Raw genomic sequence first — 25,860 nt, forward strand, 5'->3', positions numbered from 1 at the left:
AATTCGGTCAGTTGCGCCAGTGAAATTACTATCTGCGTGTGTTTCATAGAAACAACTGAATTATGGATGCTGTTTGCACGCTATATCCTGCCGGTCGGGAGGAATCCGGTACCCGAATGAGAACGAGTCTTCGGCTTCAGTAGTGTCTCCCAGACCGAGTTTCGATCGGTACGAGATCGGTTGTCCCGAGATCGCCGACTACCTCGCACCTATCGCACCCGCAGGCCCTCACGAAAATCACCCAGAAAGGCTGGAATTATATTGGAAGCCGTTACCCCTTCACCTATGCGCGACGATTTCATCGAGATGCTACAGCGCAATTCGGACCACGCAGAGAGCTTTCAAACCACGTTCGACGACGTTCAGGACTCCCAGCGACCGGACGTCGTCACCGTCTGTTGCTCCGATTCTCGAGTCCTGCAAGATCACATGTGGGGCAACGACGAGCCAGGACGGGTGTTCACGTGTGGAAACATCGGAAATCGCGTCGTCCAGCGAACCGAATCCGGAACGGCCGTCTCGGGTGACGTGCTCTATCCGGTCGAACACACCGGGACGAAGACCATCGTCGTCGTTGGACACACCGGGTGCGGAGCCGTTACAGCGACCTACGACGACCTGACGGACGGCGTTTCCGAGCCCGCCGGGATCACCCACTGTCTCGAGTTGTTGAAGCCGTTCCTCGAATCGGGCGTCGAACGGCTCCCGGACGAGGTGGACAGAACGGACGCGATTAACCGCCTCGTAGAGTACAACGTCGATCGACAGGTCGAGTTCCTTGCGGAAAGCGACGACGTTCCCAGGGACGTCGACGTGATCGGGGTCGTGTACGATTTCCAGGACGTGTACTCGGGACGACGGGGCGACGTTCACGTGATCAACGTAAACGGTGAAACCGACGTCGACGCACTCCGAGAGGAGTATCCCGAGGTCGAGTCGCGTATCGAACGGCGCTGGGAGTACTGACTCGCAGCACGGATATCCGCCATTGACTGGATTCAGACGGGCGAATTCCTGCTTTCGCTATCGTTCGTCGCTGCGAAGACGCCGAGTCCATCTCGCACCGACGACGAACCCGGGTTCAGCCGCCACCGCGAACCACGTGGCCGTACTTCAGGAGGGCGACGAACACGCCACCACCGACAGCGTTTCCAACGGTGGCCAGCAGGAGGAACTTCGCGTAGTGGAGTATCGAGACGCTCGGCGAGACGAATACCCCGAACAGCACCTCGACGTTGCCGGCGATCGAGTGTGGGAGGTGAAGCAGGCCGATCGAAGCGGTAACGAGCCAGATGATGACGAGTCGACTGATCGTCTCTTGTGCAGCGGTGACCAGCCACGCCACCAGTCCCATGAGCCAGCCCGCGAGGATACCGGCGACGAACAGCCACTGAAGATCGTGATCGATCAGCCGGTTGGCGATCGTTCCGAACGCTTCGGGCGACGCGACACCCAGGTTGGGCATCAGTGTCACGACGAACACGGTGAATATCACACCGCCCACGATGTTACTGACCCAGACCAACCCCCAGACCCGCGCCAGGCCTCCGAGCGAAGCTCGACCATCCAGGACTGGCATCACGGCGAGAGTCGTGTGTTCGGTGAACAACTCGGAGCGGGCGATGATAACGAAAATGAATCCGACTGCATAGGCGCTCGCCAGCAACAGTTCCGTTCCGAGATCACCGTAGCCACCCGTAGAGAGCGTGAGGAAGACGGCCATCAGCAACGGCCCGAAACCGATGTCGAGACCTGCCGAAAATCCTGACAACAGGAGCCCCTCAGTCTCTCGCTCCATCTCGTGTTGCCCGGATTCGATGGCAGACTCGAGGATAGTAGACGCCGACGTCTGTTCGCCAGCGACGGACGATTCAGGTTCCGGGTCCGCCATCTTATCCACCGTCGGTTGGCGCGAAATCGGACGCACGATTTGTGAGCAAGGACATGTTCGGACGTACGGTCCGAGGGTGAAAGAAACGTAGGCCGTAACTGGTTCGCGAACCGCGTGCTCTCTGTCGGGGCCCACCACCAAATCAGGAGACCGCATCCGGTACGAGGATAGCGTCACCGACGCCAGGGAACGTAGATAGCGTAGCTGACGCCAGGAAACGAAGACAGGGGAGCAGACACCAGGATTTCAGGACGGAAAGCGGTCCAGCAACGTTCGTGGGCTGTACCCGGAACGCTGTCGGCCCTTCTCGAGAGCGGGAGAATCAGACCTCGCTTTCCGGTTCCGTCACGGACTCGACCGGTGGCCGTCGGGACGCAGGACCGATCGCGAACAAAAACCGACGCAACAGGATGATACTCCCGAGCGTGATCGTCCCGAAGAGACCGATTTGTACCACCGGAACCGGTTGCCCGTCCCGGATCATGAAGACCGCCATCGCCAACACGGCCCCGCCCAGTGTCGCGATTTTGACGAGCAGGACCGCAGTGAACGCATACCCCCACGCCCGACGGTTCCAGAGCCAATACGCGGAGACCACCGCAGCAGGGAGAACGACACCCAGATCCAGGGAGTAGATGGCGGACGTCGGAAGTCCAGCCTCGGCGATACTCGCTGGGGTCGTCCCCGCCATCATCGCCGGGAATATCTCCGATAGCCACACGAACGCGATCAACACGACGAACAGCAGTTGGAACGCGATGAACGAGCGAATCGACGTCTCGCCGACCGATCGTTTCAGGGCGGTTGCGTCGAGTCTGACCATTCCGCCGACGAACGTGGCGAGCGAAAGCCAGAGCAACGCAACGTACACGAGATAGAGTTCGTTGAACGCCGTCATGAACGCGTATGACGCGTAGGTGTACAGCAGGTACCCCGTCACGCCGAGCCAGAGCACGTATCCGCGAAGCGATCCGCCAGCGGCTAGATACAACGATCCGGCAAGCGCCGGGACGGCGACGGTCAGCGTTAGCAGGTCCTGTCCGTACAGCTGTGGGATGAGCACCGGCGCATCCCTGTAGATCCCTGGAACGAACAGCCCGACGAGCGTCGCGACGACTGTCAGGACCAGGGTCGCGAGCGTCGCAAGGAGGGACGAACGCGGGAGCCCGCGTTCGCCTCGAGAGTCGGTCATTCGCGCGTCTCCTCGTCATCCGATGCGTCACCACTGGTATCGCCGCCGCTCGTGGCACCGTCCCGCATATCGGCCGGTCGCACGCCGAGTCGGCTCTCGACGAACGCGGCGAAGTCCGCCGCGAAGGCGTCAACCTCGTGCCAATCGGTGTACTCGTAATCACGAGACGTGTCCGTATCTCCGGTCGCGTTCCGGGCGATCCGCTTCATCACCAGCCGTTTGAGAAAGCCGTACTTCGAGTACCGGAGCGCGCCGCCGAAGAGCCCGATCCGGTCGGGGTGCCAGTCGGTTTCCTCGAGGAACTCGTCGACGTAGCCGGCAGCCGCCGCCTGACGCGTTTCGTCGGAGACGGCCGACGACATCGACAACTGGAAGAACGCGGTCGGTCGGTGGGCAAGCGCATCCCGGTTGGTGATCACGAACTCCCGGACGACCGACTGGTGTTTCCCGACGTGGATGGAGGCGCCGATGCAGACCGCGTCGAACGACTCGACCTTGAGGTCGGACGGGAGGTCGTCGACGTCGATTACCGTCGCATCGTGGCCGCGTTCGTCGAGACCGGCGGCGATTCGGTCGGCAACCGTCGCGGTCTGTCCCTCTCCAGTTCCGTACGGGATGAGAATCGAAACCATGAGGAGTCACTAGTGGTACGCCGGTCACGCCGATAAAGGGGTGGCAGAAGTTCCGTGGTCGGGGAATCTCAGTCCGGATGCTGTCCCGGATCGAACGAGTGACGGCCACCGATCCGCGTCAACTCACGGTATCGAATTGGGGAACCATCGCCGCGCTATCTCGTCGATAGGCCGCTCGAGCGGACAACTCACGACGAAGGATTCCAAACGTCCGGCGATTGCAGCGGTTAGGTCTGTCCGGTGGGCGTGACGAGGAGTTCGTTCACGCTCACGTGTTGGGGTTGCGCGGTCGCGAAGACGATGGAGCGTGCGATGTCCTCCGGTGAAAGCATTGGCATGTCCATCTCGGCGAACTCGTCCAGTATCTGTTCGTCGGTAATGTGGGTCGCGAGTTCGGTATCGACTGCGCCGGGTTCGATGACGGTCGTTCGGATATCGTCGGTCGTGACCTCTTGACGAAGCGCTTCGGTGAAGGCGTTCACCCCGAACTTCGTCGCGTTGTACCCGCTGACGTTGGCCGATGCTCGACGGCCCGCGACCGAAGAGACGTTCACGATGTGGCCCGCGTCCTGCGCTTGCATGAGCGGAAGTACGGCGTGCGTGAGGTTCATCAACCCGAGTAAATTGACCTCGACCATCTGCCGAAGGTTCGACCGCTCGGCACGTTCGAGGGGTTCGAGGAGCATCACGCCGGCGTTGTTGACGAGGATATCGATCCGCCCGAACTCGTCGACGGTCGTCTCGACCAGCGAGTCGATATCGTCTTCGACCGTAACGTCAGTCGGCACGACGAGTGCCTCGCCGCCGGCCGTCTCGATTCGGTCCGCGAGTTCCTCCAGTTCGTCGGTGCGACGGGCCGCAAGGACGACGCGTGCTCCTTCGTCTGCCAGCGCCGCGGCGGTCTCCTCTCCGATTCCGGAGGACGCACCCGTCACGATCGCAACTGCATCGTCTAATTCCCACGTTTCTCGAGTACCGCTCGTCGAAGCTGTCGGTTCTGACATCGTGTATCGATACGAGCGCCGGACGGGAGAGCGGCGTGCTAAGCAGTAAGTCCGTTTAAGTGGCGCTTCGAGCCGAATAGCTGCGAGATGAGTTGGCGTTCAGCTCGTCGGAGCAGGTCGGACGCAGACGGGGCGGAGATTCCGAGTTCGTCGGCGAGTTCCTGCGTCGTCACGCCACGCGGTGAGTCGTAGTAGCCGCGTGAGAACGCCAGCGAGAGCGCCGTGTGCTGCCTCTCCGTGAGCCCGAACGTATCCCGTTCTCCGGGATTTTCGGGATCGGAGGCGATCGTCAGCAACTCGAACGGGATATCGTGGACCTCACACCGGTCCCGAAGCGTGCTGAACGCCTCGAAATCCGAGAACACCTTCGACTCTCGGACGCCGTCGCCGGTAACCGTCGCGTCCAGAAGCACGCCTTCGAATTCCTCCGGGTCGTGTGAGGCAAATAACTCTGCCCCGCTGTCGACGGTCACCTGGTAGAACCATCCGTCCGCCGTCTGCCCGACTTCGGCCGTGTCGACGACCTCAGATTGGGCGTCCACTTCACGCTCGAAGGCGTCACGCGACTCGTCGTCGACGCTCACCGTGAGAAGGTATCTGTCGTCCTCGAGCGGAACCGAGTCAGAGACTGCGATCTCTCCGCTCGGAATCGAGTTCGCGAGGCCGACCAGCGGGAGCGCGTGATCCTCGAGCAAGATCTCAGCGACGATTGCCATGCTTGTAATTACGGTCGAGAGACATAATTGATGTCGGTACACCACGCGACGCTCGAAACAGCTCACTCGATGTGACCGGTCCTGTCGGAACGTGCCGGTCAGAGAGTCACAACGGACGGAATACGCGCTGCCATGCAACCGGATTCGTGCGACCTCGGTGTGGGAATCGATATGAGACTGCCGCAAGCGTGACGGCGGACTGCTCGAGTTGTCTCCCGTTCTGTGCGGCGGCGACCGATTGCAGATCGATCGAATTGGCCTCGGACGCATTATATGAATAGATGTTCAAATACTCGAACGTGACTCGAGAAACGACCAGACTCCGGCGCTTCATGGAAGACTAGGTCGGCGAGTGCTGTGACGCGGACGTGGCGGCGAGGCGAAACGACCTCGACTCCCTCACGACGACTGTTCCCGGGGACTACGAACCCGACCTGGCCGGGCTGAAGGCTCTCGGAAACGAAACTCGCTACCGAGTCGTTCGACTCCTCGCCGCCGACGAACTTTGTGTGTGCGAAATCACGCCGCTGTTCGACGTGAGTGAGAGCGCCGTCAGTCACGCACGCTCCGACCTCACCGACGCCGGACTCCTGTCACGGCGAAAAGAGGGTACCTGGCGATACTATCGAACGACAGAGAGTGCCGAGAGTCTGATTGACGCACTCGATATCACACGAGAAGGTACCACGTGAACATGGCCGACAATTCAGAACCGATTCGTGTCGCATTCGTCTGCGTGCAAAACGCTGGCCGCGGCCAGATGTCGACGGCGTACGCCGAACGAGAACGAGAGCGACGCGGATTCGAAGGCAGGGTCGAGATCCTGACTGGGGGTACACACCCTGCAGATCACGTCCACGACGTGGTCGCAACGGTGATGACTGAGGAAGGGTTCGACCTTTCGAACCGCACACCGCGTGCGATCACGACCGAGGAACTGGAGTCCTGTGATCACGTCGCGACGATGGGTTGTTCGACGCTCCAGCTAAACGCGTCTGCGGGTGTGACAGTGCGTGACTGGGCACTCGATGACCCTGATGGGCGAGACCTCGAGCGCGTCCGCGAAATCAGGGACGAAATCGCCGAGCGGGTGGGAACTATTCGACGAAATAGAGGCGAACCGTAATGAGTGACGAACCGACGGCGGTAGCCGGCGAACGCGAGACGCTCGACCCCGCAGCACAGCGACGTGCCGTCCGCAATCGCTACGCTCGAATCGCCACCGATTCCGAAGAGAACGCTGACGGTTGCACTGACTCGGGGAACTGCTGTACCGACGAGTCCTCACCGTCGGGTTCTCAGGAACTCGGCTACGACGATGCGGACCTGAACGCAGTAGCAGAGGGGGCCGATCTGGGACTCGGGTGCGGGAACCCGAACGCTATCGCATCACTGGATAGTGGTGAATGGGTCCTCGACCTCGGGTCAGGGGCTGGGTTCGATTGCTTCCTCGCTGCTCGAGCGGTGGGTGAGTCGGGACAGGTAATCGGCGTCGACATGACCCACGAGATGGTCGAAAAGGCTCGAGGGAACGTCGTGAAGAACGATGCGACGAACGTCGAATTCCGCCTCGGCGAAATCGAACACCTGCCCGTCTCGGACGAGACGGACGACGTCGTCATCTCGAACTGCGTCATCACCCTCTCGCCGACCAAGGCGCAGGTATTCCGCGACGCGTATCGGGTGCTTCGCCCGGGAGGTCGTCTTGCTATCTCGGACGTCGTGATGACGGCCTCGCTTCCGGACGAGAGTCGAGCAGATCCTGAGTCGGTGGCTGCCTGTGTGAGTGGTGCGTCGACCGTCGACGAACTGCGAGCGATGCTGGACGATGCGGGCTTCCACGACGTCGGAATCACACCGAAAGAAGAAAGCGAGGAGTTCACCCGCGAATGGGACGAGAGAATCGATATCGAGCGAGACGCATCTCGCCTCTCACTCCGACGAGAGCCAGCCTAGCCTCGAGAGGTAACAAAAAGCTCGACGATGAAACCAGCAGCATCGAGAACCACAAGTGGGTGATCCGTTAGAACCCACCGTCGGTAATAAGCTCGGTGAAGCTTTGAATCGACAGGGCCGCCAAGATGACCGCAAGGAGTACGAGCAACGCATTGACGACGTTTAGTGCGGTGGTGTTGCAGTACTCACCCATCATCTCGCGATCATTAACTGCCCAGAACAGCAGCGTAGCCGCGACCGGCAGTGCGAAGATTCCATTGTACATCGGAAACAGGATCACCATATCGACGACTGAGAGATCCAGCCACCAGCTCACCAGCGGCGAGAGGACGCCGATCCCGGTCAGTGCCGCGAACAGCACGTTGAACAGCCGATCACCCTTCTGAACCGTGTAGCCCGCGGCCTGTGGAATAATGTAGGCCGGCGTCCACATAATCGGGATAATGCTGTTGAACGCCGCGGCAATCACACCGCCAACGAATAACACCATCGCCCACGTCCCGAGCACCTCGACCATCGCTTTGCCCGGCGTGATGAACGACTCGAGTTCGGTATAGCCCATCGGACGCAGCAGCGCAGCCGCGGCGATCAAGATCACGATCGTCGTGATTCCACCGACGGCATAGCCGATCGCCAGATCCGTCCGAGCCTCCGGCAGGTCGCTCTCATCTGTCCAGCCTTTCGTATGGACGAGAATCGATTCCAGGAAGAAATTCGGCCATAATGCGGTCGTGCCGAGCAGACCTGCTGCCATCGCCAGCGCACCCAGTGTGTCAGTGCCTGGTACGAATCCAGTCGCGACACTGCTCGGGTCGGCGCCGCTCGGCAGGGCGACGACCACGTAGACGACCATTAGCGAGACCATCATCGCGATCATCATGTTCTCCACGGTGTCGTAGTGGAGCAGTCCGACGCCAATCGCAGCGAACGTCGTGAGTACGGCGAGGGGCTGCCACGCCACACCACCCCCGAGCAGGAACGAGATACCAGCACCGACCGCAGCGACCAGCCCGAGCGTCCAGGCAACGCAGCCGATCGACAGGAAAATTGCGATTGTCGTTGCCAGTGGTCGACCCAGTTTCTCGCGAGTGAACACCATCAGCGACTCTCCATGGATTCCCAGTCGAGCGCTCATATCTTGGGCAACAAATCCGAGCAACGCCGCTCCGACGACGGCCCATAGCAGCGTGTACCCGTGCATGACGCCGGCCTGGCTGGCAATGAATACCGAACCGGAGCCGAAGTAGCTGGCGACCATCACGAACGCTAGTCCATACCTTTGTGAGAGCCCCGTCAGATCCTGAAACGGAGTGAAGTTTTCTGTACTCATATGTTGCTGGTCGTTCTTCGACGGTCAATATGCAACAGTAGCTGAAATCCGGTACATGCCCACGTTCTTCCTCGAAACAGTATGTTAGTTGATATAGTACTCATTTTGAATGGTGATGGAGGCGGTCGGATATCTTGTCACTTTGTTTTCACTTTGAGAGGGGTTCTGCCCTCACTTGCGCAATTGATGACGAGACGTCAGCGACCTACTCTCGCATTTATGACACCAGTCAATCCAAATCAATCGAACAGAATGGGATTGGAATATATCATTGATAGTTATCGGAGAGGGATAAGTTGCTTGGATGTAACTCACCTAGAAAACCTGAAATATATATCGAAGTTGATATAAAAGGTTGCCAACTAGTCGGGGGGAAGTAGGGTAATGCCGCCAAATGATACCATTGCGCCCGAGCGCTGCCTGTTACCGGCTTTCTCGCTGCTCTACCTTGGTCAGGTAGTTGAAATCCGTAATCGATGATAGGATTTAGACGCCTTGCTGAATACACTGCGCGTATTGGTCACGCCACGTTCTTGATGTCAGTATTTCTGGAATGAACAGATGGCCGTAGCTGGACCGAGTAATCGGCTGAAAAATCGAGGGTATTGTTCGTCGCTGTGAGCGATGAGTGTGTCTCGGTATTACTGTCGGACGACGTTCGTCGCGCGAGGCCCCTTCGGTGAGGACTCGATGTCGAACTCGACCTCAGTACCTTCAGTCAGGTCCTCTCCGCCAACATCCTCCATATGGAAGAAAACGTCTTCGTCGTCGTCGAGGTCGCCGTCGTCAGTCGAAATGAAACCGTAGCCGCCAGTGTCGTTGAAGAAATCAACCTTACCGTTTGCCATTACAAGCAAACGTTGTCTCCGGTGACTGATAATCCTTCCGTGCATCGCGGTACCACGGCTCCTGTTTTAATATACACGTGGAACGGGTGGACGCGCGTACTGTTCGTCCAGATTTCGACAGCCAGTTCGATTTCGGAGGCAGGTATTTACTATTCGGTTACGAGGTATACAATGCATTGCCATGAAACCGTGCCACAACTGCCAGACAGTCATTGACGAGTATCTCCTCGATAAACGGCTCGAACCCCTGCGTGAACTCGCGGCTGACGACTTCAGCGTCTGTGCGGACTGCATGACCATCGTCGCGGATGAGTGCGTGAAGTGTGGCGGCGCGGTATACGTTCCCCGAAGCGAATCCGTTACCCCTGACTACTGTCCGGCGTGTCGGTCCGATCTCATAGACCGCACCGGCCACGACCCCGGCTGGACCCGAGGCCACGTGTCCACCTAAACGGAAGTCGCTCTCGAACAATATTTTTGTCAAGTCGCTGTTGCATACAGAGCGCATATTCATAGGGATTAGCGTTGGAATCCATAGATTCAGCTGTGTCGAATCGATACCCCTCGGCCAGTCGGAGGTGGCTGTGACCCCGGCTGGCTACGCTAATCCCTATCAGCAGTTCACTCACTATTGACAGCGATCCGAGAAGTTCGAACTCGTCCCCGTGCGAAACGAGGAAGGGAAACAGGTAGCTCTGAAAGCCGTCAACTACTACGACGAAGGGATGACTCCATTCGACGCGTTCCACGCAGCGACTGCGGAAACGCGTGGGATGGACGTACTCTCGTCCGAGAAAGACTACGAAGAGATCGGGATCGAACGAGTTCCGCTCGACCCGATCGGCGAGGAATAACTTCGAACTGAGGAGAGAGTTCCAACTGAACGAAGCGAGGTACTCGTAGCGGTTGTCGTGGCTGCGTGTGTAACAGACCTGGTCGAATCTTCCGGTTGCTCGTGAGTCCAAAAATTCGTGAGATGATGTCGAGAATCGACGCACCCGTAACGAATTTCCCTGCTAGAAGTCCCGTAACACCCGTTCTCTCGGCCACCTACTCTCGCGCTGTTCGACCTTGTTCAAGTAGCTGAAATCCGTAACAGATCTGCGTGAAAATTGGCTCTCAGCCCAATTTCAAGGCACCGAATACGGGCGTTACAGACTTTCTATTGCCACCACATATAAAATAAAGTGATTCCTCGTTCTACAGGCGCCTGTTGGGATCGTCTAGAGCGTATCGAACGATTCGATCACGTCGCTCGTCGAGTGGGCCTTGACGACATGCTGTTCCTCGAAATCGGAGTCGTCGCTCCAAATATTGGCGTCGCTGGCAAGAGCACACGCGATATACAGCACGTCATCCGGGTCGGTGTCGCCGATTGCCTTTTCGGCCTGCTCTATATACGGATAGAATTCGCTGGCGGGAACGACTTCGATGTACTGGAAAAGAAGGTCAATGAACTGCGTCACTCGATCTGGAGTCAAACCTGACTTCTCGACGATCGGTTCCTCGTAGTTCTCAATTTCATTGTGGACGAACTCGGGTGTCAGGAGATTTGGTTCGAGCGTAACAATGAGTTCGCGGGTTTTCGAGTCGGCGATGAGTGCAGAGATGACGACATTGGCGTCAATAACCAATTCATTCGTCGGGACTACTCCGAATCCTCTTCGACACGGTCGCGTGCGTTCTCGTTGACCTTGTTGGCTATTTCTGCGACATCGCTCTCAGTAAGTTGGCTTCCGGACGTGAGTTCGTCCATCATGTCAAGTGTCTCGATCTTCTCCTGGATAGCCTGGCGAGTGACCTCGCTCCAATTGATTTCCGGATGTTTCTCCATCCGGTCTTTGAGGTCGTCGTCGACATTGACAGTGATACTGGGCATACAGAAACCTATGCATACACAGAATCGTGTGTCTTTGGGTCAGAACACAGCAGCAAGAACTGACCGCAGCTTCGCTGTGTTCCTCTCATTGTGACTGAGCGGGGTACCGGGCGGTGTTGTTGGAACGTATTCGACGCGGACGAGTATCCGGACTTCCGGCTGCTCATCGACTCCGACTGAACGAGAAGAATCTCTCAGAAACGATCTTCAAATCTCTCCGTGAAAGATAGAGTGCCTAATACCTGTGTTTGAACCTTATCTGCTCTCCCGCTGCTCAACCTTGTTCAGTTCGATGAGCAACCGAAATATCGCTTTGACCAGATTCGCGTCGACGTCGAACTGTTCTGCGTTGTCCCCCGCCCGCTCCATCACCTGTTGTTCCTGTTTCTCGTCGGTGGTCGGCAGGCCCTGTTCGTCTTTGACCGCTGCGATCGTGTCGGCGACGTAGGTTCGCTGAGCGATCAACTCGACGATTTCCTGATCGATCGCGCGGATTTCTTCGCGTAGTTCGTCGAGATTCATCTCGTCCGGTGTTCGGTTCGCTTCGTCGGTTCCGCCGTCCGTCTCCGCGTTCACTGACTCTCGAGTCATGTCGTTCGTGTTCCGTCTGTGCGCGTCTGCAGTAATCGTGTCGTTCCGTTCCGGTCGTCCCATCGATCCCGAACCGCTTCGAGCGTCTCCCGATCCCCGACAGCGACGTAGCTCGGGCCGGTTCCGGAGAGCGAAACACCGTCGACGTCGGGAAGAACATCAATCATCGGCCCCGTCGAAAACTCGAGTGCGCCGCAGAATGCGAACCCGTTGACGGTCATGGCTTCGCCGTAGCGACCGTCGAGCGCGAGTTCCTCGACGAGGTCGGCCATCGGGGCGACGCGCTCGCAGGCCGAAACGTCGGCATCGGCGCTATAGGACTGTTCGGGTGGCGTATAGACCAACGCAAGCCAGTCGATCTCTTCGTGGGCGAGCAACGCGTCGGTCGCATTATCGGTCACCGTCACGCCGCCGAGCATGCTCGCGCTGGCGTCGTCGAACGCGCCGGTTACCGTCACGCCGGCGTCGCGGGCGGCCCGAACGCCGAGTCGACAGGCTTCGATTCGCTCGACTGCGTCGGCAACCGCGAGGGCGTCGAGCGTCGCCAGTACCGTCGCGTTGGCCGCAGCGCTGGAACTCTTCAGTCCGGATGCCATCGGCACTTCGCTCTCGGTTCGAACGCGGGCACCGACGGTTGCCTCCTCGAGGCCCGCCTGGCCTGCGTATTCGGCGATCGTCATCGACGCACACCGCTCGACGAGCGTCGTATCGGCCTCCGGTTGGCCGGCGACTTCGCCGATGACCTCGCCGTCGTCGGTGAGTTCCACGGTCGCCGTCGTTTCGAGATCGATCGCGAACGCGGACCCGGTTCCGGTCGCGAGCGCGTTGAGTATCGTCCCGGCTGCGGGGGCGACAGCACGGCCGTCCATACTCGATACTCTCAGACGGGATACTTACGGCTGACGATACGCGGGGTCCGATGGCAGGCGACCCGTTGGGAGCGGTGGTTCGAGGAACGCATTTCTTTTGCCCGGTCCGGACGAAAGGGCACCTAATGAGTGCACGCAACAACGTCGCCCCCAGTACGATCGGCGTCGATTTCGTCGACGGCGGCGTCGTCGTCCAGTACCTCGATGGCCGAGACGTATTCTATCACGGCCCGCCCGAACCGGTCGAAGGGGCCGTCACGACGCCGCCGGGCAAGGAGGTTCACGTTCTCGTCACCGATCCCGACGGCGTCGAGGGCGTCATGACCTACGTCAACGACCGAAACACGCACGACGACATCCTCGAGACGACTGGCGTCGGTCGCGTGATGCTCGAATCCGACGACGAAGAGGAACTCTTTCCGGGCATAACGGTTGCGACGGAAGCCTACTCGATCCGCATCGAGGCAGACCTCTCGGCGGTCGACGGACGCGTCTTCGTCTTCGCCGAAGACGAGATGAGCGAACACGCTTACGAACTCGTCGAGGAAAGCAACTGATGCCCCTGCAGAAACCGTGGCGCGACTTCGAGCGAGAAACGATCGGCCACGCCCCGGATCGACCCGGCGTCTACGAACTCGGCGACGAATCGGGGACGGTACTCGCGGTGGACCACGGCGTCCTGCGCGACGAACTCAAGACCGCGCTGGCCTACGGAGACGGCGAACGCGTCCGATGGACCGAAACCCACACGCTCGATCAGGCCCGCGAGCTCGCGATCGATCACCGCGATCGACTCGAGTGACTATTTATCGAACGAGGGCGGCTTACTGGATATAGGACGGATCGCTGTCGTCACAGTGCTTTTCGTGCTCTGTTGCATCCGACTTCTCGTCGAAGAGAAGGCCACAGGTCTCACACTCGTACCAGATTGTGTCGTCACGTTCTGTCTGGGCGACCATGGGAAACGGTGAGAGACGAACGACAAAAGGCATTTCTCCGGTGACTGCAGCCGATTCGATCGAGACGCACCGATTCTGTGGCTCGCTATCGTCAGGCCTCGATTTCGGTCAGTTCTTCGACGTCCGGAATAGTCTCGCTCGCGGTGGTGATCTGTCGCATTCGTTGTTGGTGTTTCGAATACGCATAGTCCGCCAGATCGGACGGGCTCAGTCCAGGACCCGCTTCGGAACTGGCCCCATCTCCGTGGGTCAGGCTCTCCTGGACGAGTGGAACCAGAGTATCGACCGTCTCACGGAGGAGATCGGGATCGACCTCACCGCTGCTCACGAGTTGTTTGAGCTTCGCCATGCCGAAGCCGACGTGGCGTCCCTCGTCGCTGCGAACCAGTTTGAGCCCCTCGACCAATCCTGGCAGATCGGGCAAGGCGGGTTCGGTCTCACCGTACGCGAGCGTGAGTCCGTAGTAGCCGGTCTGGGCGAGGATTCCCTCGATCGTCAAGTGGTAGTGACAGTGGGCCTTCGCCCGGTTCTCGGGTGTGTCCTCGTCGAGGAGTCGTGCCATCGCACGGTCGTTGCGCTCGAACAGTTCGTCGTAGGGCTCGTTGAACCACCGTTCGTCAGTCGGCGACGAGAGATCCTGTCCCCGGCGTTTTTCTTCCGGGTGAACCACTTCGCGCCAGTAGCGATCGAAGAAGTCGACGTGTTTGGACTCCTCGTAGAGCTGTGTGGTGATGAACATCTGGTCTTCGACGTCTTCGAGTACGACTGCCAGCGGTGCGAGATCCTCCGTCACCGATTCCTCGCCAGCCCCGAACAGTGCGAGTGATTGCTTGAGTCCCTCGAACGCCGGTCCCGGGAGTTCGGCTACACCCTCGAGATCCGCTTCGAGATCGATCTCGTGAGGATCCCAGTGTTTCTCGACCGCGTTTCGGTAGTAGTTGTGCGGGCGAATCGACGTGTCGAGTTGCATCGCGGGGAGATCGTCAGCACTCATGCTCACCTTGAACGTGTACACCGCTTTGCGATCAACCTGTATCTCATCTATTAGGCTGTTTAAGTGCCAGGAGTGGGAAACAGGATGCATGGGACTCATTGCGGAGTTTCAACATCGCTCCCCCGATTTGCCGTTGACCGAGGCGGTAGCGGCCGTCCCAGATGTGACGCTCTACATCGAACGGATTCTCGTCGTCGATCCGGATCGACCGATCGTCCTCTGTCGAGCCGTTGGGGCGGCCGATGACTTTGCTGATGCACTGTCGGACGATCCGACGGTCGGAACACACACCGCGATACGCGATACGGACGGTGGCGAGATATACCGAATCAAGTTGCGGGATCCGCCACTTCCGATCTATCGGAAGTACGTCGAACTCGGAACCACTCCCCTCGGTGGGATCGTCACTCTCGACGGCTGGTGGGGTCGGGCGCGATTCCCGGATAGAGAAGCGCTTGCGGAATACCGATCGTTCTGTACGGATCGGGGCGGGACGTTCAAACTCGAGCGACTCACCCGGGAATCGTCGACTGACGATCCGCCTTTCGGACTGACCCGCGAACAGCACGACGCTCTGGTTGCAGCTCACGAAGCAGGCTACTTCGCAGTTCCGCGAGAAGCCTCGACCGAGGAGATCGGGGATCGGTTGGGTATCTCCGCACCGTCGGCCTCCGAGCGACTCCGCCGCGGAATCGATCGACTGCTCGAAAACGCGCTCTAATCTGCGCTCGAGTTGGCGTCGCGCCACTTGAGTCACCGCGGAGGCTCGACTGCTCGCGAGGGGACAATTCTCAAGACGACCGGGCCGAAAGGAACGTGTATGAGTTCGTCGGAGTCGGACGGCGTCACGCTATCGGTGCGCGCCGCCGAAAAAGGAGACGCGGGCCGAGGTGTCGCACGGATACCCGAATCGGTACGGCGTCGACTCGGCATTCTGAGTGGCGATGCCGTCGTGATCGAGGGAGATGCGTCGACCGTCGCCAAGATGTGGCCGGCCGACCCATCGACACCCGACGATGCGATTCAGATCGACGGCGATACACGAGCTAACGCCGCCGTACACGTCGGTGATACGGTCACCGTCCGGCCGAAAGACAAGTCCACCATCGCCGACGCCGAACGGATCACGCTGATCGCACCACCGGGTCTCTCCGAAAGTCAGCGCCGAACCGCCGAAAACGGCGCTGCAGAGAAACTTCGCAACCGACCGGTCCGTAGCGGCGAACAGGTCCGAATCGAAGGCATCGATCAACAGCCGCTCAGAGTCAGCGATACTGATCCCGGCGGCGACGTCCGAATCACGAGCGCAACCACCGTTCACCTCGTTACCCCCGGCGATGGGGAAGACGGAGCCAAACGCTCGAGCGCGTCCGGCTCAGTCGACCGAGACCGGGGGGCCAACGGATCGACGGGGACGCAAGCATCCGCCGATCCCGCTTTCGAAGCTCAGTCGGCCGATTCCGGGCCGAGTTCGGGCGTCACCTACGAAGACATCGGCGGTCTGGACGAGGAACTCGAACTCGTCCGCGAGATGATCGAACTCCCGCTGTCGGAACCCGAGTTGTTTCGGCGGCTCGGCGTCGAATCGCCGTCCGGCGTGTTGCTGTACGGTCCGCCCGGCACCGGCAAGACGTTGATAGCACGCGCCGTCGCCAACGAAGTCGACGCCTCGTTCGAGACGATTTCGGGCCCGGAGATCATGTCGAAATACAAGGGCGAATCCGAGGAACAGCTCCGGCGAACGTTCGAGGACGCCCGCGAGAACGCACCGACAATCATCTTCTTCGACGAAATCGACTCGATCGCCGGTACGCGCGACGACGAAGGAGATGCAGAAAACCGGATCGTCGGCCAGTTACTCACCCTGATGGACGGCCTCGATGCCCGCGGTGAAGTGATCGTCATCGGCGCGACCAACCGCGTCGACGTGATCGATCCCGCGCTCCGCCGCGGCGGTCGCTTCGACCGCGAAATAGGGATCGGGGTCCCCGACGAGGAAGGGCGCAGAGAGATCCTCGAGGTACACACCCGAAACATGCCGTTAGCCGACGACGTCGATATCGACGCCATCGCACGACGGACCCACGGCTTCGTCGGTGCTGATCTGGATGCCGTCGCGAGCGAGGCTGCGATGGCCGCCATCCGGGATCGACCGACCGAAGCCGACGACCGCCGCGAGTGGAATCGGAATCCGACGGTCGGGAAAGAGCACTTCGACGCCGCGCTCGCGTCCGTCGAGCCGTCCGCGATGCGCGAATACGTCGCCGAGTCACCGACCATCGACTTCTCGGACGTCGGCGGTCTCGAAGACGCAAAGCAAACCCTTCGGGAATCCGTGGAGTGGCCGCTGACCTACGATCGACTCTTCGAGGAGACCAACACGGATCCGCCCTCCGGCGTCTTGCTCTACGGACCGCCAGGAACCGGGAAAACACTGCTTGCTCGGGCGCTCGCGGGCGAGACGGACGTTAATTTCGTCCGCGTCGACGGCCCCGAAATCGTCGATCGCTACGTCGGCGAAAGCGAGAAGGCGATCCGCGAGGTGTTCGAACGCGCCCGCCAGTCGGCCCCCTCGATCGTCTTCTTCGACGAACTCGACGCCATCGCGGCCGCTCGAGGAGACGGCCACGAAGTCACCGAGCGTATCGTTTCCCAACTGTTGACCGAACTCGACGGCATGCGGGAAAACCCCAATCTCGTCGTCCTGGGCGCGACCAACCGCAAGGACCAGATCGATCCGGCCTTGCTCCGTCCCGGCCGACTCGACACTCACGTCTTCGTCGGCGAACCGGATCGAGCGGCTCGAGAAAAAATCCTCGCGGTCCACACCGATGACAAACCACTCGACGACGTCGACGTCGCCGAACTCGCCGCCGAACTCGAGGGGTACACCGGCGCCGACCTCGAGGCGCTGGTCAGAGACGCGTCGATGCGCGCGATCCGGGAGGTCGCGAGCGAGCACGACCCCGAAACGGCAAACGAGCGGGCATCGGACGTTCGGATCGAGCGGCGTCACATCGAGGCCGCTCGGACGGCAACGGATCGACAGTAACAGAGCTCTTCCCTCGACGAGCCGCCTTGCTATTCGGTCGGTAGCGTTCGAGAAGCATCGTATCGACGAGACGGGGAATCGGTCCGAGAAAGAAGCCGGAGTTAGTCCGGAACGATCGGCCGCGCTTACTGGAATCCGATCCGACTGCCGCGACGGCCCGTCGGGGTGGGGCCGCTCGTGCCGCCCTGGAACTCTTCTTCGATCTGCTCGTAGTACTCGAGGATGTCGTCGGTGATCGTCGGCCGGACGTTCTCCATGGCCTGTCGGAAGTGGCGCATTTCGACAACGTCCGCCTCATGGTCCTCGCGCAGGGCCTCGATGGCTGCCTCGCGGGCGATCGACTCGAGGTCGCTGCCGACGTAGCCGTCGGTGATCTCGGCGATTTCGCGCAGCGTGACGTCAGCAGCGAGCGGCGTCTCCTCGGTGTGGATCTCGAGGATACGTTCGCGGCCGTCGACGTCGGGTTCGCCGATCATAACCAGGCGGTCGAACCGGCCCGAGCGCAGCAATGCTGGGTCGATCATGTCCGGCCGGTTTGTCGCACCGATGACCATCACGTTCTCCATCTCCTCGAGCCCGTCGAGTTCGGTCAGGAGTTGGTTGACGACGCGCTCGGAGACGTTCGAGCCGGTTTCACCGCCCCGACCGGGCGCGAGCGCGTCGAGTTCGTCGAAGAAGATAACCGTCGGTGAGACCTGCCGCGCCTTGCGGAAGGTTTGCCGGATGGCCTTCTCCGATTCGCCGACCCACTTGGAGAGCAGTTGCGGGCCGCGAACGGAGATGAAGTTGGCGTTGGTCTCGTTGGCGACGGCCTTCGCCATCAGCGTCTTCCCGGTTCCGGGTGGCCCGTAGAGCAAGACGCCTGCCGGCGGATCGATCCCGAGTCGTTCGAACCGTTCGGGGGTCGAGAGCGGCCACTCGATGGACTCTTTCACCTGATCTTTCGCCTCGTGGAGACCGCCCACGTCGTCCCAGGTGATTTTCGGGAGTTCGACGAGAACTTCCCGCATCGCCGAGGGCTCGACTTCGTTCAACGCGCCACGGAAGTCCTCGCGCTTGACGATCATCCGGTCGATGAGGCTCGGCGGGATGTCCTCCTCGTCGAGATCGATTTCGGGAAGATACCGCCGGAGCGCCTTCATCGCCGCCTCTTTGGTCAGGCTTTCGATGTCGGCACCGACGAAGCCGTGGGTCTCGTCGGCCAGGTGGCCGAGGTTGACGTCGTCCGAGAGTGGCATGCCCCGGGTGTGAATCTGAAGGATCTCCTCGCGGCCGGTCTCGTCGGGGACGCCGATCTCTATCTCGCGGTCGAAGCGGCCGGGGCGACGCAGCGCGGGATCGACGCTGTCGACGCGGTTGGTCGCTGCGATGACGATCACCTGACCCCGCGATTCGAGACCGTCCATCATCGTCAGCAGCTGGGCGACGACACGGCGTTCGACCTCGCCGGTGACGTCCTCCCGTTTCGGGGCGATGGAGTCGAGTTCGTCGATGAAGATGATAGAGGGTGACTCCTCGGTGGCGTCTTCGAAGATTTCCCTGAGTTGTTGCTCCGATTCGCCGTAGTACTTCGAGATTATCTCCGGGCCGGCGATAGAGAAGAAACTGGCGGAGGTCTCGTTGGCGACGGCTTTGGCGAGCAGGGTTTTCCCGGTCCCGGGCGGACCGTGCAGGAGAACGCCCTGTGGGGGCTCGATTCCGAGTTTCTTGAAGATCTGTGGGTGTTTCATCGGGAGCTCGACCATCTCCCGGACCCGCTGGATCTCGTTTTGGAGGCCGCCGATGTCTTCGTACGTGATGCCGCCGCCGGTCTTCTCGAAGCCCGAGATGGGTTCCTCGCGGAGTTCGACGTCAGTGTCTTCGGTAATAAGAACGACCCCCTCCGGTTCGGTTTCGACGGCGATTAGCGGGATCGCCTGTCCCGGAGACCGCATGAACGGATGGTTCGTCGAGGACATCACGGGAACGATGTCGCGGCCGACGACCGGGCGCTTCAAAATCTGTCGTTTGACCATGCCGGCGGCGTCTGAGCCGAACTGGACCGACGCCTCTTCCGGTGGTGCGAGTACGAGCTTGTCGGCTTTCGTCGCTTCGGCTTTCCGGATCGTCACCCGTTCGCCGATGCCGACGTCGGCGTTCTGTCGGGTGAACCCGTCGATCCGGACGGTGTCCGTGTTCCAGTCCTGCCGGTCTGCACGCCAGACCTTCGCGGCAGTCGTGTCTGCGCCCTCTATTTCGATGATGTCGCCCGGACTGAGCTTCAGGTGTAACAGCGTGTCCGGGTCGAGCCGGGCGATACCACGACCCGAGTCGTTCGGGTACGCCTTGGCAACCTCCAATTGGACTTCGTTCATGATTTAGGGATGGACGGCGATGTCAATGACTCCGATACGTGAGCGGATATGTTTTGTGTTAGCCCACATTCCTATGCTAGTTGCTACCATAGATACTTGGGACTGGATGCTACAAAGATGTACCGGACTCGGTGGGTTTTGGGCCTATCGATACACCGTTTGATCGCCGGTGACAGGAGGATTTTTGCGGCTTCCCGACCCGACAGTACGCATGCGAGTTCTGGCTTTCGACGGCCGCATGGGAGCGAGTGGTGACATGATCCTCGCCGCTCTGCTCGATGCCGGTGCTTCCCCCGACGCCCTCGAGTCCGTAACGGACGCCCTCGAGGTCGAGTATCGAATCGACTCGGCGATGAAAAGCGGCATTGCCGCGACGACGGTCGACGTGTTCTTGACGGGCGACGATGACGGCGATAACGGTGACCGCTCGTACGACGATTCGGAACACGAGCACGAACACGAACACAGTCACGAGCACGATCACGAGCACGGTCACGACCACAGCCACGACCACGACCACGAAGACGAACACAGTCACGAGCACGACCACAGCCACGACCACGACCACAGCCACGACCACGACCACAGCCACGATCACGACCACGACGCTGTCCGCGCCGAGGGCCACGGCCCGCATCGCAGCTATCTCGAGGTCCGCGAGATCGTGACCGACATGGGCCTCGAGCCGGCGGTCGAACGCGACGCCCTCGCGATCTTCGAATTACTCGGTCGGGCGGAGGCGGGCGTCCACGGCGAAGAGCTCGAGGGGATTCACTTCCACGAGGTCGGTGCCGACGACGCGATCGCGGACGTGGTCGGTGCAGCGGCCCTGTTGCACGATCTCGAGCCCGATCGGGTCGTGACGACGCCGCTTTCGACCGGTGACGGGACGGTGTCGATGAGCCACGGCGAATATCCCGTCCCGGCGCCGGCTGTCGTCGAGATCGCACAGCAGGCCGACTGGTCACTGCGCGGCGGGCCGGTCGACGCGGAGTTGCTCACCCCGACCGGGGCCGCGATTCTGGGCCACGTCGCGGACGGCGTCGACTCGCTGCCCCCGCTCTCGCTTTCGGCCTCGGGCTACGGCGCAGGTGGCTACGACCTCGATCCACATCCGAACGTGCTTCGAGTACTGGTCGGAGCCGGTGAGGGCGGCCTCGTGAAAGACGATATCGCCGTTCTCGAAACGAACCTCGACGACGCAACGCCGGAGGTGCTCGGCGGACTGCAAGAGACGCTCTCCGACGCAGGTGCGCGAGATGTCTCGATCGTGCCCGCGACGATGAAAAAGTCCCGACCCGGTCATCTCGTGAAAGTCATCTGCAAGCCGGCGGATCGGGAGCGCATCGCTCGGCGACTGGCCGCGGAGACCGGGACGCTTGGCGTTCGCGATGCAGGGGTGACCCACCGGTGGATCGCGAATCGGGAGTTCGAGACGGTTCGTCTCGAGATCGGCGGCGACGAGTACGAGGTCGTCGTGAAAATTGCGAGCGACGACGATGGCGAGGTCCACGACGTGAGTGCAGAGTACGACGACGCCGAAGCGGTGGCTCAGGAGAGCGGTGTGCCGGTTCGCGAGGTGATCAGGCGGTCGGAGACGATCGCTCGCGAGTCGGTCTCTCGCTAGGGGGCAGCGTCCTCCGTCCTCTCGAACCGCTCTTGTTCATCTGTTCACGGATCGAATTGCGTCGAACGCGATGGGATCGACGGCGGTCGGATCGGAGACGAACTGGTATCGGCTCCTGGACGAATCCCTGAATCGCCACGAGGTACCGCCTCCAAAAAAAATCGGCTACGACGTTGTGTCGGTGCGTTATCCGACGACGATACCGCGGAGGGAGACAGCCGTTGCATCGGCGTTCTGCCGTTGGCTGTTGGATTGGTCCGCGGTCTGCGTTATGTTCGCGTTGTTGGTCACGGTTGCACTGGCGTTGTCGGCCGAACCGCCACTCGCATCGACGACGACCGATTCGTTGGCCGCCGCCGCGTCATCGAGGAATGGCGGCGGACCATTATTCATGGCGCTGACATCGTTAGACTGGGCGGTGTTCGGCGGGCCCGGTGGGAAGTCGTCCCCAGTCGTAGTCGCATTCTCGGAGACGACGACGTTACCGCCGTCGCCCGCTTCAACGCTCGCGTTCCCGTCCTGGATGATCGGTCCAGCCTCCTGGTTATTGAGGTTCACCTGTACTCCGTCCTGCTCTTGGTCCACGATTGCGTCCGCGCTCTGGAAGTCGAGATCGTCAAGGCTAGTCCTTTCGGTTGCCGCTGCCGTTCCGGCGAACCCCATCAGAAAGAGGCTGCCGATCATCGCTACCGTCAGTGTGATTGTGAGTTGACGTTTCATGGTTGATCGTCAGGCACACGTCATTGGGGACTGGGAACGAAACGGCCTCAATCGCAGAGCCGTGGCTCCTCGTCTACGGGCTCTGGTGGCCCCCAATTTTGCGCTTCTGACGTGTTGCCCAGTCGCTACACAGTACCGGGACCCATTTGAACCCGGCAAACGGTTTCAGGACGAATTAGCGGATTAGATATCGTTTTGGGTCGCTCTATACCCTGTGAGGGATTTTTTATCGTCTGTGAGGGAAAATTATCCTCGTTACGACCACACTATTACATCAGTTTCGTATCGTTTCAATACGGATAACTCCGCCTGCCGTACGCGAAATGTTGTATATCTAATGGCAATGATCGGTGATACTCTTCGGTAATTCCTAGGTAGAATGGCTGTAACGATTCCAAGACGAACGATAATTTATAGAAAACATACGCTGTAGAATAGAATTAGCCGTTCAGGCTGCTGTGAGCGGACGGAGACTCTCCGAGACAAGGGTTTCCGTGACCTACTCGTTACAGCCGGTCGTTTCCGGGCATAATGCACTAATTTCTACGCTCTAGCCACGTTCATACCTTCTGCAGTAAATCGATAACAAAGTAAGTCATCCGGATAGGATGGTTCGCGGCGTACAGATTCGGAAACGAAAGACAATCACGACAGCAATCACGCGATCTATGACAAACAACACGACGAGACGGTCACGATCTACGACGATCCTTATGGCCTGTATGGTCGCCTTGGCGATGATGGGTGCCGGTGTCCCGGCAGCCACCGCGGGCGGCGACGGCGATCTCGAGAACGGGACAGTACACGCACTCGAGAACGGTGAAGAACTGTATCTGGTCTTCGGCGCGGACCTCGGCGAGCAGTCGCTCGAGGAGTACGTCAACCAGCACGCGGGTGACTCGGCCGACACAGCGGCCGAAGTCGTCCAGTACCAGAACGTCGATCAGGTCAACATCAACGAGCAGGGCTCCGCGGTGTCGATCTCGATCGACGGCGGTGACGCAACCGCGATCCAGGAGTCGAACCAGCACAACGACAACGTACAGAGCGGAGAGGTCACGGCTGAGAACGTCGACGTTCGAAGCGCCCAGACCCAGTTCGAGAACGTTGGTGACGTCAACATCATCATCGGTGATGGCGGGGACCAGCAGTTCGACGGCTGGGCAGTCAAAGACAAGAAAGACAAAGACGAGACGGTCACGCAGGAAGCCATCGCCGCTGTCGGCCAGTCTCAAGAAGTTGCGCAGGCTAACTTCAACAACCAGAGTACCGCGTTCGCACTCGCCGTCGACGACAGCGAGGCGACTGCGCTCCAGCAGTCCTACCAGCGCAACGAAAACCTCCAGAAGGGCGTCGCCAACGCGTCCAACGTCTACCTCGGAGACGGGAAATTCGGACACAAAAAGGACAAGTCTGGTGATAGCGGTCCGTCCACCGGCCAGAGCGCGGAGGCTCTCGTCACGCAACAACAGGATGCCGAGCAGGCGAACGTCAACGAACAAGACGGTGCAGTCGCCATCGCGGTCGGCGAGAACAGCACCGCCACGGCGATTCAGTTCACTGACCAGAGTAACCTCAACGAACAACTCGGCAGCGCCAGCGCCTCGAACCTGTTGGCGTCTAGCCCAGGTATGAACGTCGCGACGGCAGGCGACGTCAGCGACGAGGTTCTCGAGAGCCAGGTCGAGCCGGCCAAGCCGGACAAGAAAAACAAGGACGACGATGTCGAGCAGACTGCGACGGCCGGCGTCGCCCAGGAGCAAGGCGTCGAACAGATGAACGTCAACCTGCAAAACAGCGCCATGGCGATCGCACAGAACGGGAGCGAGGCAACTTCCGTTCAGATGGCCTACCAGACGAACTACAACGCACAGGTGGCCTACGCCAACGCGCTCAACGTCTACGCGAGTCCGGGCTACGTCACCGACGACGTCACCCGAACCTCGAGTACGACGGTGACGGTCGACGGAAACGCGGGTATGTCCAACCCCGGTATGTCGTACGACTACGGCGCAAACGCGACGCAAACGAACGATGCCGATCAAGCGGCAAGCGCCGCGATCGAACAGCACCAGTTCATTACCCAGCAGAACGTGAACGAACAGCACACCTCCGTTGCGGTCGCCGAAGACGGTGGCAGTGCAAGCAGTTCGCAGGTCACCCTGCAGGAGAACGAGAACGTTCAGTTAACGTCCGTTTCTTCGACGAACGCCTGGGTAGGCGCCTAACCCGGTTCGTCACACGGTCGGTTTTCGACCGACGTGACTGAGGGTTTCTGTTTCTTTTTCGGTTTCGCGTTCATTGCTCGATCGTCGCGCGTGACGCCGATTCAGGCCCGGAGCACCGGTGACAGAGCCAGTACTGGGCCCCGCGATCGCAACCGGAACGGGATTCCGGAACGAACCACGCGACGTTTCGACACAGCTACGTTTCGTCGGGATCGCCCAGTTCCCTCGATTCCGGTTCAGAACCGTCGCCATCGTCACGATGCGCGGCAAGCGCTTCGTCAATAGATAGTTCGCCGGCGGCAACCTGACGCGCCAGGACCTCGTCGATCGCCCGGTTGTGTTCGCTTTGCTCGCGCGAACGGTCTTTGATGACCTGAATCTCCCCGTCAGTCGGCTCTATCTCCCGTGCGTCGACGACTTCGCCCTCGAGACGGGCGATGTTGACCGCGGCGAGAACGTCGCCCATCCCTCGCGATCCGGTGCCGAGGTAGGGTGTCGTCCCGGTTTCGTCGACCAGTTCGACTCGGATATCCTCGAGATCGGTGAGCAGTCTCGCACCCTCGAGGCGTGAGCCGTCGCCGATTCGGACGACCGGGGAGTGTGCCTCGGCCGCCTCGCGTTGAATCACGTCAACCGCGTCACCGATGGGGACCTGAAAGGCGGCGACGATCGTTTCCCCAGAGAGGACGGCGATACCGGGTTTCTGACCCGGGTCGACGCCGATAATCGTTCGACCACCGTCGCTTCGAAGGGCCGCCAGTGCCTGATCGACCGCGCGCCGTGGGTCGTCGGGATCGGCGACGACCGTCGTCACGTCCCCGAAGGCATCGACGTGATCAGCCCCGGTGACGACGACAGTCGTCTGCTCCGGCAACTCTTCGCCGGGTTCAACGGTTGTAAACGTCGTTCCGCGGTCGCGGAGTTCGTTGACGACGCCGTGATATACTTCGAAATTAGACGTGGCGACGACGATCACGGGAGAAACTTCGCCCCCGTGACGAATAAACGTACGTAAGCG

26 protein-coding genes and 2 pseudogenes are annotated in these 25,860 nt (G+C 60.3%); 12 read left to right on the forward strand and 16 right to left on the reverse strand.

What is annotated here, in order from left to right; all coding sequences use genetic code 11:
• Positions 1-285 precede the first annotated feature (285 nt).
• Positions 286-966 carry a carbonic anhydrase gene (locus HYG82_RS28080; RefSeq protein ID WP_179260390.1) on the forward strand — a complete coding sequence of 227 codons (681 nt, stop codon included), beginning with the start codon at positions 286-288 and terminating at the stop codon, positions 964-966.
• A gap of 115 nt (positions 967-1,081) precedes the next feature.
• Here HYG82_RS28080 and HYG82_RS28085 read toward each other — a convergent pair whose 3' ends face one another.
• The 5 genes from HYG82_RS28085 to HYG82_RS28105 all read right to left on the reverse strand — a co-directional run bounded on the left by HYG82_RS28085 (position 1,082) and on the right by HYG82_RS28105 (position 5,435).
• The gene (locus tag HYG82_RS28085) at positions 1,082-1,891 is read right to left on the reverse strand and encodes a formate/nitrite transporter family protein (RefSeq protein WP_179260391.1); all 810 of its coding nucleotides are present in this window, start codon (positions 1,889-1,891) and stop codon (positions 1,082-1,084) included.
• 322 nt (positions 1,892-2,213) lie between these two features.
• Positions 2,214-3,083 (reverse strand): hypothetical protein, encoded by an 870-nt coding sequence (locus HYG82_RS28090; protein WP_179260392.1) that lies wholly within the window; start codon positions 3,081-3,083, stop codon positions 2,214-2,216.
• Complete coding sequence (locus tag HYG82_RS28095) at positions 3,080-3,715, reverse strand: flavodoxin domain-containing protein (RefSeq protein WP_179260393.1); 636 nt, start codon at positions 3,713-3,715, stop codon at positions 3,080-3,082. Before HYG82_RS28095 ends, HYG82_RS28090 begins: the two co-directional genes overlap by 4 nt.
• A gap of 227 nt (positions 3,716-3,942) precedes the next feature.
• Positions 3,943-4,719 carry an SDR family oxidoreductase gene (locus HYG82_RS28100; protein ID WP_179260394.1) on the reverse strand — a complete coding sequence of 259 codons (777 nt, stop codon included), beginning with the start codon at positions 4,717-4,719 and terminating at the stop codon, positions 3,943-3,945.
• Positions 4,720-4,757: 38 nt separating this feature from the next.
• Complete coding sequence (locus HYG82_RS28105) at positions 4,758-5,435, reverse strand: helix-turn-helix domain-containing protein (RefSeq protein WP_179260395.1); 678 nt, start codon at positions 5,433-5,435, stop codon at positions 4,758-4,760.
• A 281-nt stretch (positions 5,436-5,716) separates the two neighbouring features.
• Here HYG82_RS28105 and HYG82_RS28110 point away from each other — a divergent pair.
• The 3 genes and pseudogenes from HYG82_RS28110 (at position 5,717) to arsM (ending at position 7,391) form a co-directional block, all read left to right on the forward strand.
• Positions 5,717-6,127: pseudogene (locus HYG82_RS28110) on the forward strand (ArsR/SmtB family transcription factor).
• 2 nt (positions 6,128-6,129) lie between these two features.
• Entirely contained in the window at positions 6,130-6,561 is a 432-nt protein-coding gene (locus tag HYG82_RS28115; RefSeq protein WP_179260396.1) for an arsenate-mycothiol transferase ArsC, read from the forward strand.
• On the forward strand, positions 6,561-7,391 hold the full coding sequence (gene arsM / locus HYG82_RS28120; protein WP_179260397.1) for an arsenite methyltransferase: 831 nt from the start codon (positions 6,561-6,563) through the stop codon (positions 7,389-7,391). Before HYG82_RS28115 ends, arsM begins: the two co-directional genes overlap by 1 nt.
• A gap of 67 nt (positions 7,392-7,458) precedes the next feature.
• On the opposite strand, the gene HYG82_RS28125 is transcribed toward arsM, so the two are convergent.
• Both HYG82_RS28125 and HYG82_RS28130 read right to left on the reverse strand, forming a co-directional pair.
• Entirely contained in the window at positions 7,459-8,721 is a 1,263-nt protein-coding gene (locus tag HYG82_RS28125) for an Nramp family divalent metal transporter (RefSeq protein WP_179260398.1), read from the reverse strand.
• A 641-nt stretch (positions 8,722-9,362) separates the two neighbouring features.
• On the reverse strand, positions 9,363-9,569 hold the full coding sequence (locus tag HYG82_RS28130; protein WP_076581923.1) for a cold-shock protein: 207 nt from the start codon (positions 9,567-9,569) through the stop codon (positions 9,363-9,365).
• Between the two features lie 181 nt (positions 9,570-9,750).
• Between HYG82_RS28130 and HYG82_RS28135 the strand changes: the two genes are divergently transcribed.
• Positions 9,751-10,020, forward strand: a complete 270-nt coding sequence (locus HYG82_RS28135) for a DUF7571 family protein (protein ID WP_179260399.1) — start codon at positions 9,751-9,753, stop codon at positions 10,018-10,020.
• 202 nt (positions 10,021-10,222) lie between these two features.
• Positions 10,223-10,423, forward strand: a pseudogene (locus tag HYG82_RS28140) (PIN domain-containing protein); the annotation flags it as partial.
• A gap of 369 nt (positions 10,424-10,792) precedes the next feature.
• Here the strand turns inward: HYG82_RS28140 and HYG82_RS28145 are convergent.
• From HYG82_RS28145 to HYG82_RS28160, 4 genes are all read right to left on the reverse strand, one after another.
• A complete protein-coding gene (locus HYG82_RS28145) occupies positions 10,793-11,203 on the reverse strand; it encodes a PIN domain-containing protein (protein ID WP_179260400.1) in 411 nt (136 codons plus the stop codon).
• Positions 11,204-11,217: 14 nt separating this feature from the next.
• Positions 11,218-11,448 carry a hypothetical protein gene (locus HYG82_RS28150; RefSeq protein WP_179260401.1) on the reverse strand — a complete coding sequence of 77 codons (231 nt, stop codon included), beginning with the start codon at positions 11,446-11,448 and terminating at the stop codon, positions 11,218-11,220.
• A gap of 255 nt (positions 11,449-11,703) precedes the next feature.
• Positions 11,704-12,039, reverse strand: coding sequence for a chorismate mutase (locus HYG82_RS28155; RefSeq protein ID WP_179260402.1), 336 nt, complete (start codon positions 12,037-12,039; stop codon positions 11,704-11,706).
• Positions 12,036-12,908 carry a shikimate kinase gene (locus HYG82_RS28160; RefSeq protein ID WP_179260403.1) on the reverse strand — a complete coding sequence of 291 codons (873 nt, stop codon included), beginning with the start codon at positions 12,906-12,908 and terminating at the stop codon, positions 12,036-12,038. Before HYG82_RS28160 ends, HYG82_RS28155 begins: the two co-directional genes overlap by 4 nt.
• Positions 12,909-13,033: 125 nt before the next feature.
• Between HYG82_RS28160 and HYG82_RS28165 the strand changes: the two genes are divergently transcribed.
• Together HYG82_RS28165 and HYG82_RS28170 are read left to right on the forward strand one after the other, a co-directional pair.
• Positions 13,034-13,465 (forward strand): DUF5796 family protein, encoded by a 432-nt coding sequence (locus HYG82_RS28165; protein WP_179260404.1) that lies wholly within the window; start codon positions 13,034-13,036, stop codon positions 13,463-13,465.
• Positions 13,465-13,710, forward strand: a complete 246-nt coding sequence (locus tag HYG82_RS28170) for a DUF7508 domain-containing protein (protein WP_179260405.1) — start codon at positions 13,465-13,467, stop codon at positions 13,708-13,710. The genes HYG82_RS28165 and HYG82_RS28170 overlap by 1 nt, the downstream gene beginning before the upstream one ends.
• 22 nt (positions 13,711-13,732) lie before the next feature.
• On the opposite strand, the gene HYG82_RS44275 is transcribed toward HYG82_RS28170, so the two are convergent.
• Together HYG82_RS44275 and HYG82_RS28175 are read right to left on the reverse strand one after the other, a co-directional pair.
• Positions 13,733-13,867 (reverse strand): DUF7128 family protein, encoded by a 135-nt coding sequence (locus HYG82_RS44275; RefSeq protein ID WP_284145029.1) that lies wholly within the window; start codon positions 13,865-13,867, stop codon positions 13,733-13,735.
• 91 nt (positions 13,868-13,958) lie between these two features.
• Positions 13,959-14,861, reverse strand: a complete 903-nt coding sequence (locus tag HYG82_RS28175; RefSeq protein WP_179260406.1) for a ribonucleotide-diphosphate reductase subunit beta — start codon at positions 14,859-14,861, stop codon at positions 13,959-13,961.
• A gap of 88 nt (positions 14,862-14,949) precedes the next feature.
• Between HYG82_RS28175 and HYG82_RS28180 the strand changes: the two genes are divergently transcribed.
• Complete coding sequence (locus HYG82_RS28180) at positions 14,950-15,582, forward strand: helix-turn-helix domain-containing protein (protein WP_179260407.1); 633 nt, start codon at positions 14,950-14,952, stop codon at positions 15,580-15,582.
• A 99-nt stretch (positions 15,583-15,681) separates the two neighbouring features.
• Positions 15,682-17,913, forward strand: a complete 2,232-nt coding sequence (locus HYG82_RS28185; protein WP_179260408.1) for an AAA family ATPase — start codon at positions 15,682-15,684, stop codon at positions 17,911-17,913.
• A 125-nt stretch (positions 17,914-18,038) separates the two neighbouring features.
• Here HYG82_RS28185 and HYG82_RS28190 read toward each other — a convergent pair whose 3' ends face one another.
• Positions 18,039-20,267 (reverse strand): CDC48 family AAA ATPase, encoded by a 2,229-nt coding sequence (locus tag HYG82_RS28190; protein ID WP_179260409.1) that lies wholly within the window; start codon positions 20,265-20,267, stop codon positions 18,039-18,041.
• Positions 20,268-20,478: 211 nt separating this feature from the next.
• Between HYG82_RS28190 and larC the strand changes: the two genes are divergently transcribed.
• Positions 20,479-21,894, forward strand: a complete 1,416-nt coding sequence (gene larC, locus HYG82_RS28195) for a nickel pincer cofactor biosynthesis protein LarC (RefSeq protein WP_179260410.1) — start codon at positions 20,479-20,481, stop codon at positions 21,892-21,894.
• Between the two features lie 186 nt (positions 21,895-22,080).
• On the opposite strand, the gene HYG82_RS28200 is transcribed toward larC, so the two are convergent.
• Complete coding sequence (locus HYG82_RS28200; protein WP_179259072.1) at positions 22,081-22,614, reverse strand: hypothetical protein; 534 nt, start codon at positions 22,612-22,614, stop codon at positions 22,081-22,083.
• A 722-nt stretch (positions 22,615-23,336) separates the two neighbouring features.
• On the opposite strand from HYG82_RS28200, the gene HYG82_RS28205 reads away from it, so the two are divergent.
• The gene (locus HYG82_RS28205) at positions 23,337-24,842 is read left to right on the forward strand and encodes a hypothetical protein (RefSeq protein WP_179260411.1); all 1,506 of its coding nucleotides are present in this window, start codon (positions 23,337-23,339) and stop codon (positions 24,840-24,842) included.
• Positions 24,843-25,038: 196 nt separating this feature from the next.
• Here HYG82_RS28205 and HYG82_RS28210 read toward each other — a convergent pair whose 3' ends face one another.
• Entirely contained in the window at positions 25,039-25,818 is a 780-nt protein-coding gene (locus tag HYG82_RS28210; protein ID WP_179260412.1) for a RuvC family protein, read from the reverse strand.
• Positions 25,819-25,860 lie beyond the last annotated feature (42 nt).

Source organism: Natrinema halophilum (assembly GCF_013402815.2).
Classification (GTDB): Archaea; Halobacteriota; Halobacteria; order Halobacteriales; family Natrialbaceae; genus Natrinema; species Natrinema halophilum.

Excerpts from the sequence above, each read along its gene's own strand:
- larC (WP_179260410.1), top strand. The coding sequence starts at position 20,479 with ATGCGAGTTCTGGCTTTCGACGGCCGCATGGGAGCGAGTGGTGACATG.
- HYG82_RS28100 (WP_179260394.1), bottom strand. The coding sequence starts at position 4,719 with ATGTCAGAACCGACAGCTTCGACGAGCGGTACTCGAGAAACGTGGGAA.
- HYG82_RS28170 (WP_179260405.1), top strand. The coding sequence starts at position 13,465 with ATGCCCCTGCAGAAACCGTGGCGCGACTTCGAGCGAGAAACGATCGGC.
- HYG82_RS28090 (WP_179260392.1), bottom strand. The coding sequence starts at position 3,083 with ATGACCGACTCTCGAGGCGAACGCGGGCTCCCGCGTTCGTCCCTCCTT.
- HYG82_RS28205 (WP_179260411.1), top strand. The coding sequence starts at position 23,337 with ATGGTCGCCTTGGCGATGATGGGTGCCGGTGTCCCGGCAGCCACCGCG.
- HYG82_RS28150 (WP_179260401.1), bottom strand. The coding sequence starts at position 11,448 with ATGCCCAGTATCACTGTCAATGTCGACGACGACCTCAAAGACCGGATG.
- HYG82_RS28175 (WP_179260406.1), bottom strand. The coding sequence starts at position 14,861 with ATGAGTGCTGACGATCTCCCCGCGATGCAACTCGACACGTCGATTCGC.
- HYG82_RS28135 (WP_179260399.1), top strand. The coding sequence starts at position 9,751 with ATGAAACCGTGCCACAACTGCCAGACAGTCATTGACGAGTATCTCCTC.
- HYG82_RS28115 (WP_179260396.1), top strand. The coding sequence starts at position 6,130 with ATGGCCGACAATTCAGAACCGATTCGTGTCGCATTCGTCTGCGTGCAA.
- HYG82_RS28180 (WP_179260407.1), top strand. The coding sequence starts at position 14,950 with ATGGGACTCATTGCGGAGTTTCAACATCGCTCCCCCGATTTGCCGTTG.
- HYG82_RS44275 (WP_284145029.1), bottom strand. The coding sequence starts at position 13,867 with ATGGTCGCCCAGACAGAACGTGACGACACAATCTGGTACGAGTGTGAG.
- HYG82_RS28095 (WP_179260393.1), bottom strand. The coding sequence starts at position 3,715 with ATGGTTTCGATTCTCATCCCGTACGGAACTGGAGAGGGACAGACCGCG.
- HYG82_RS28160 (WP_179260403.1), bottom strand. The coding sequence starts at position 12,908 with ATGGACGGCCGTGCTGTCGCCCCCGCAGCCGGGACGATACTCAACGCG.
- HYG82_RS28155 (WP_179260402.1), bottom strand. The coding sequence starts at position 12,039 with ATGACTCGAGAGTCAGTGAACGCGGAGACGGACGGCGGAACCGACGAA.
- HYG82_RS28200 (WP_179259072.1), bottom strand. The coding sequence starts at position 22,614 with ATGAAACGTCAACTCACAATCACACTGACGGTAGCGATGATCGGCAGC.
- HYG82_RS28130 (WP_076581923.1), bottom strand. The coding sequence starts at position 9,569 with ATGGCAAACGGTAAGGTTGATTTCTTCAACGACACTGGCGGCTACGGT.
- HYG82_RS28185 (WP_179260408.1), top strand. The coding sequence starts at position 15,682 with ATGAGTTCGTCGGAGTCGGACGGCGTCACGCTATCGGTGCGCGCCGCC.
- HYG82_RS28105 (WP_179260395.1), bottom strand. The coding sequence starts at position 5,435 with ATGGCAATCGTCGCTGAGATCTTGCTCGAGGATCACGCGCTCCCGCTG.
- HYG82_RS28125 (WP_179260398.1), bottom strand. The coding sequence starts at position 8,721 with ATGAGTACAGAAAACTTCACTCCGTTTCAGGATCTGACGGGGCTCTCA.
- HYG82_RS28165 (WP_179260404.1), top strand. The coding sequence starts at position 13,034 with ATGAGTGCACGCAACAACGTCGCCCCCAGTACGATCGGCGTCGATTTC.
- HYG82_RS28085 (WP_179260391.1), bottom strand. The coding sequence starts at position 1,891 with ATGGCGGACCCGGAACCTGAATCGTCCGTCGCTGGCGAACAGACGTCG.
- HYG82_RS28080 (WP_179260390.1), top strand. The coding sequence starts at position 286 with ATGCGCGACGATTTCATCGAGATGCTACAGCGCAATTCGGACCACGCA.
- HYG82_RS28190 (WP_179260409.1), bottom strand. The coding sequence starts at position 20,267 with ATGAACGAAGTCCAATTGGAGGTTGCCAAGGCGTACCCGAACGACTCG.
- arsM (WP_179260397.1), top strand. The coding sequence starts at position 6,561 with ATGAGTGACGAACCGACGGCGGTAGCCGGCGAACGCGAGACGCTCGAC.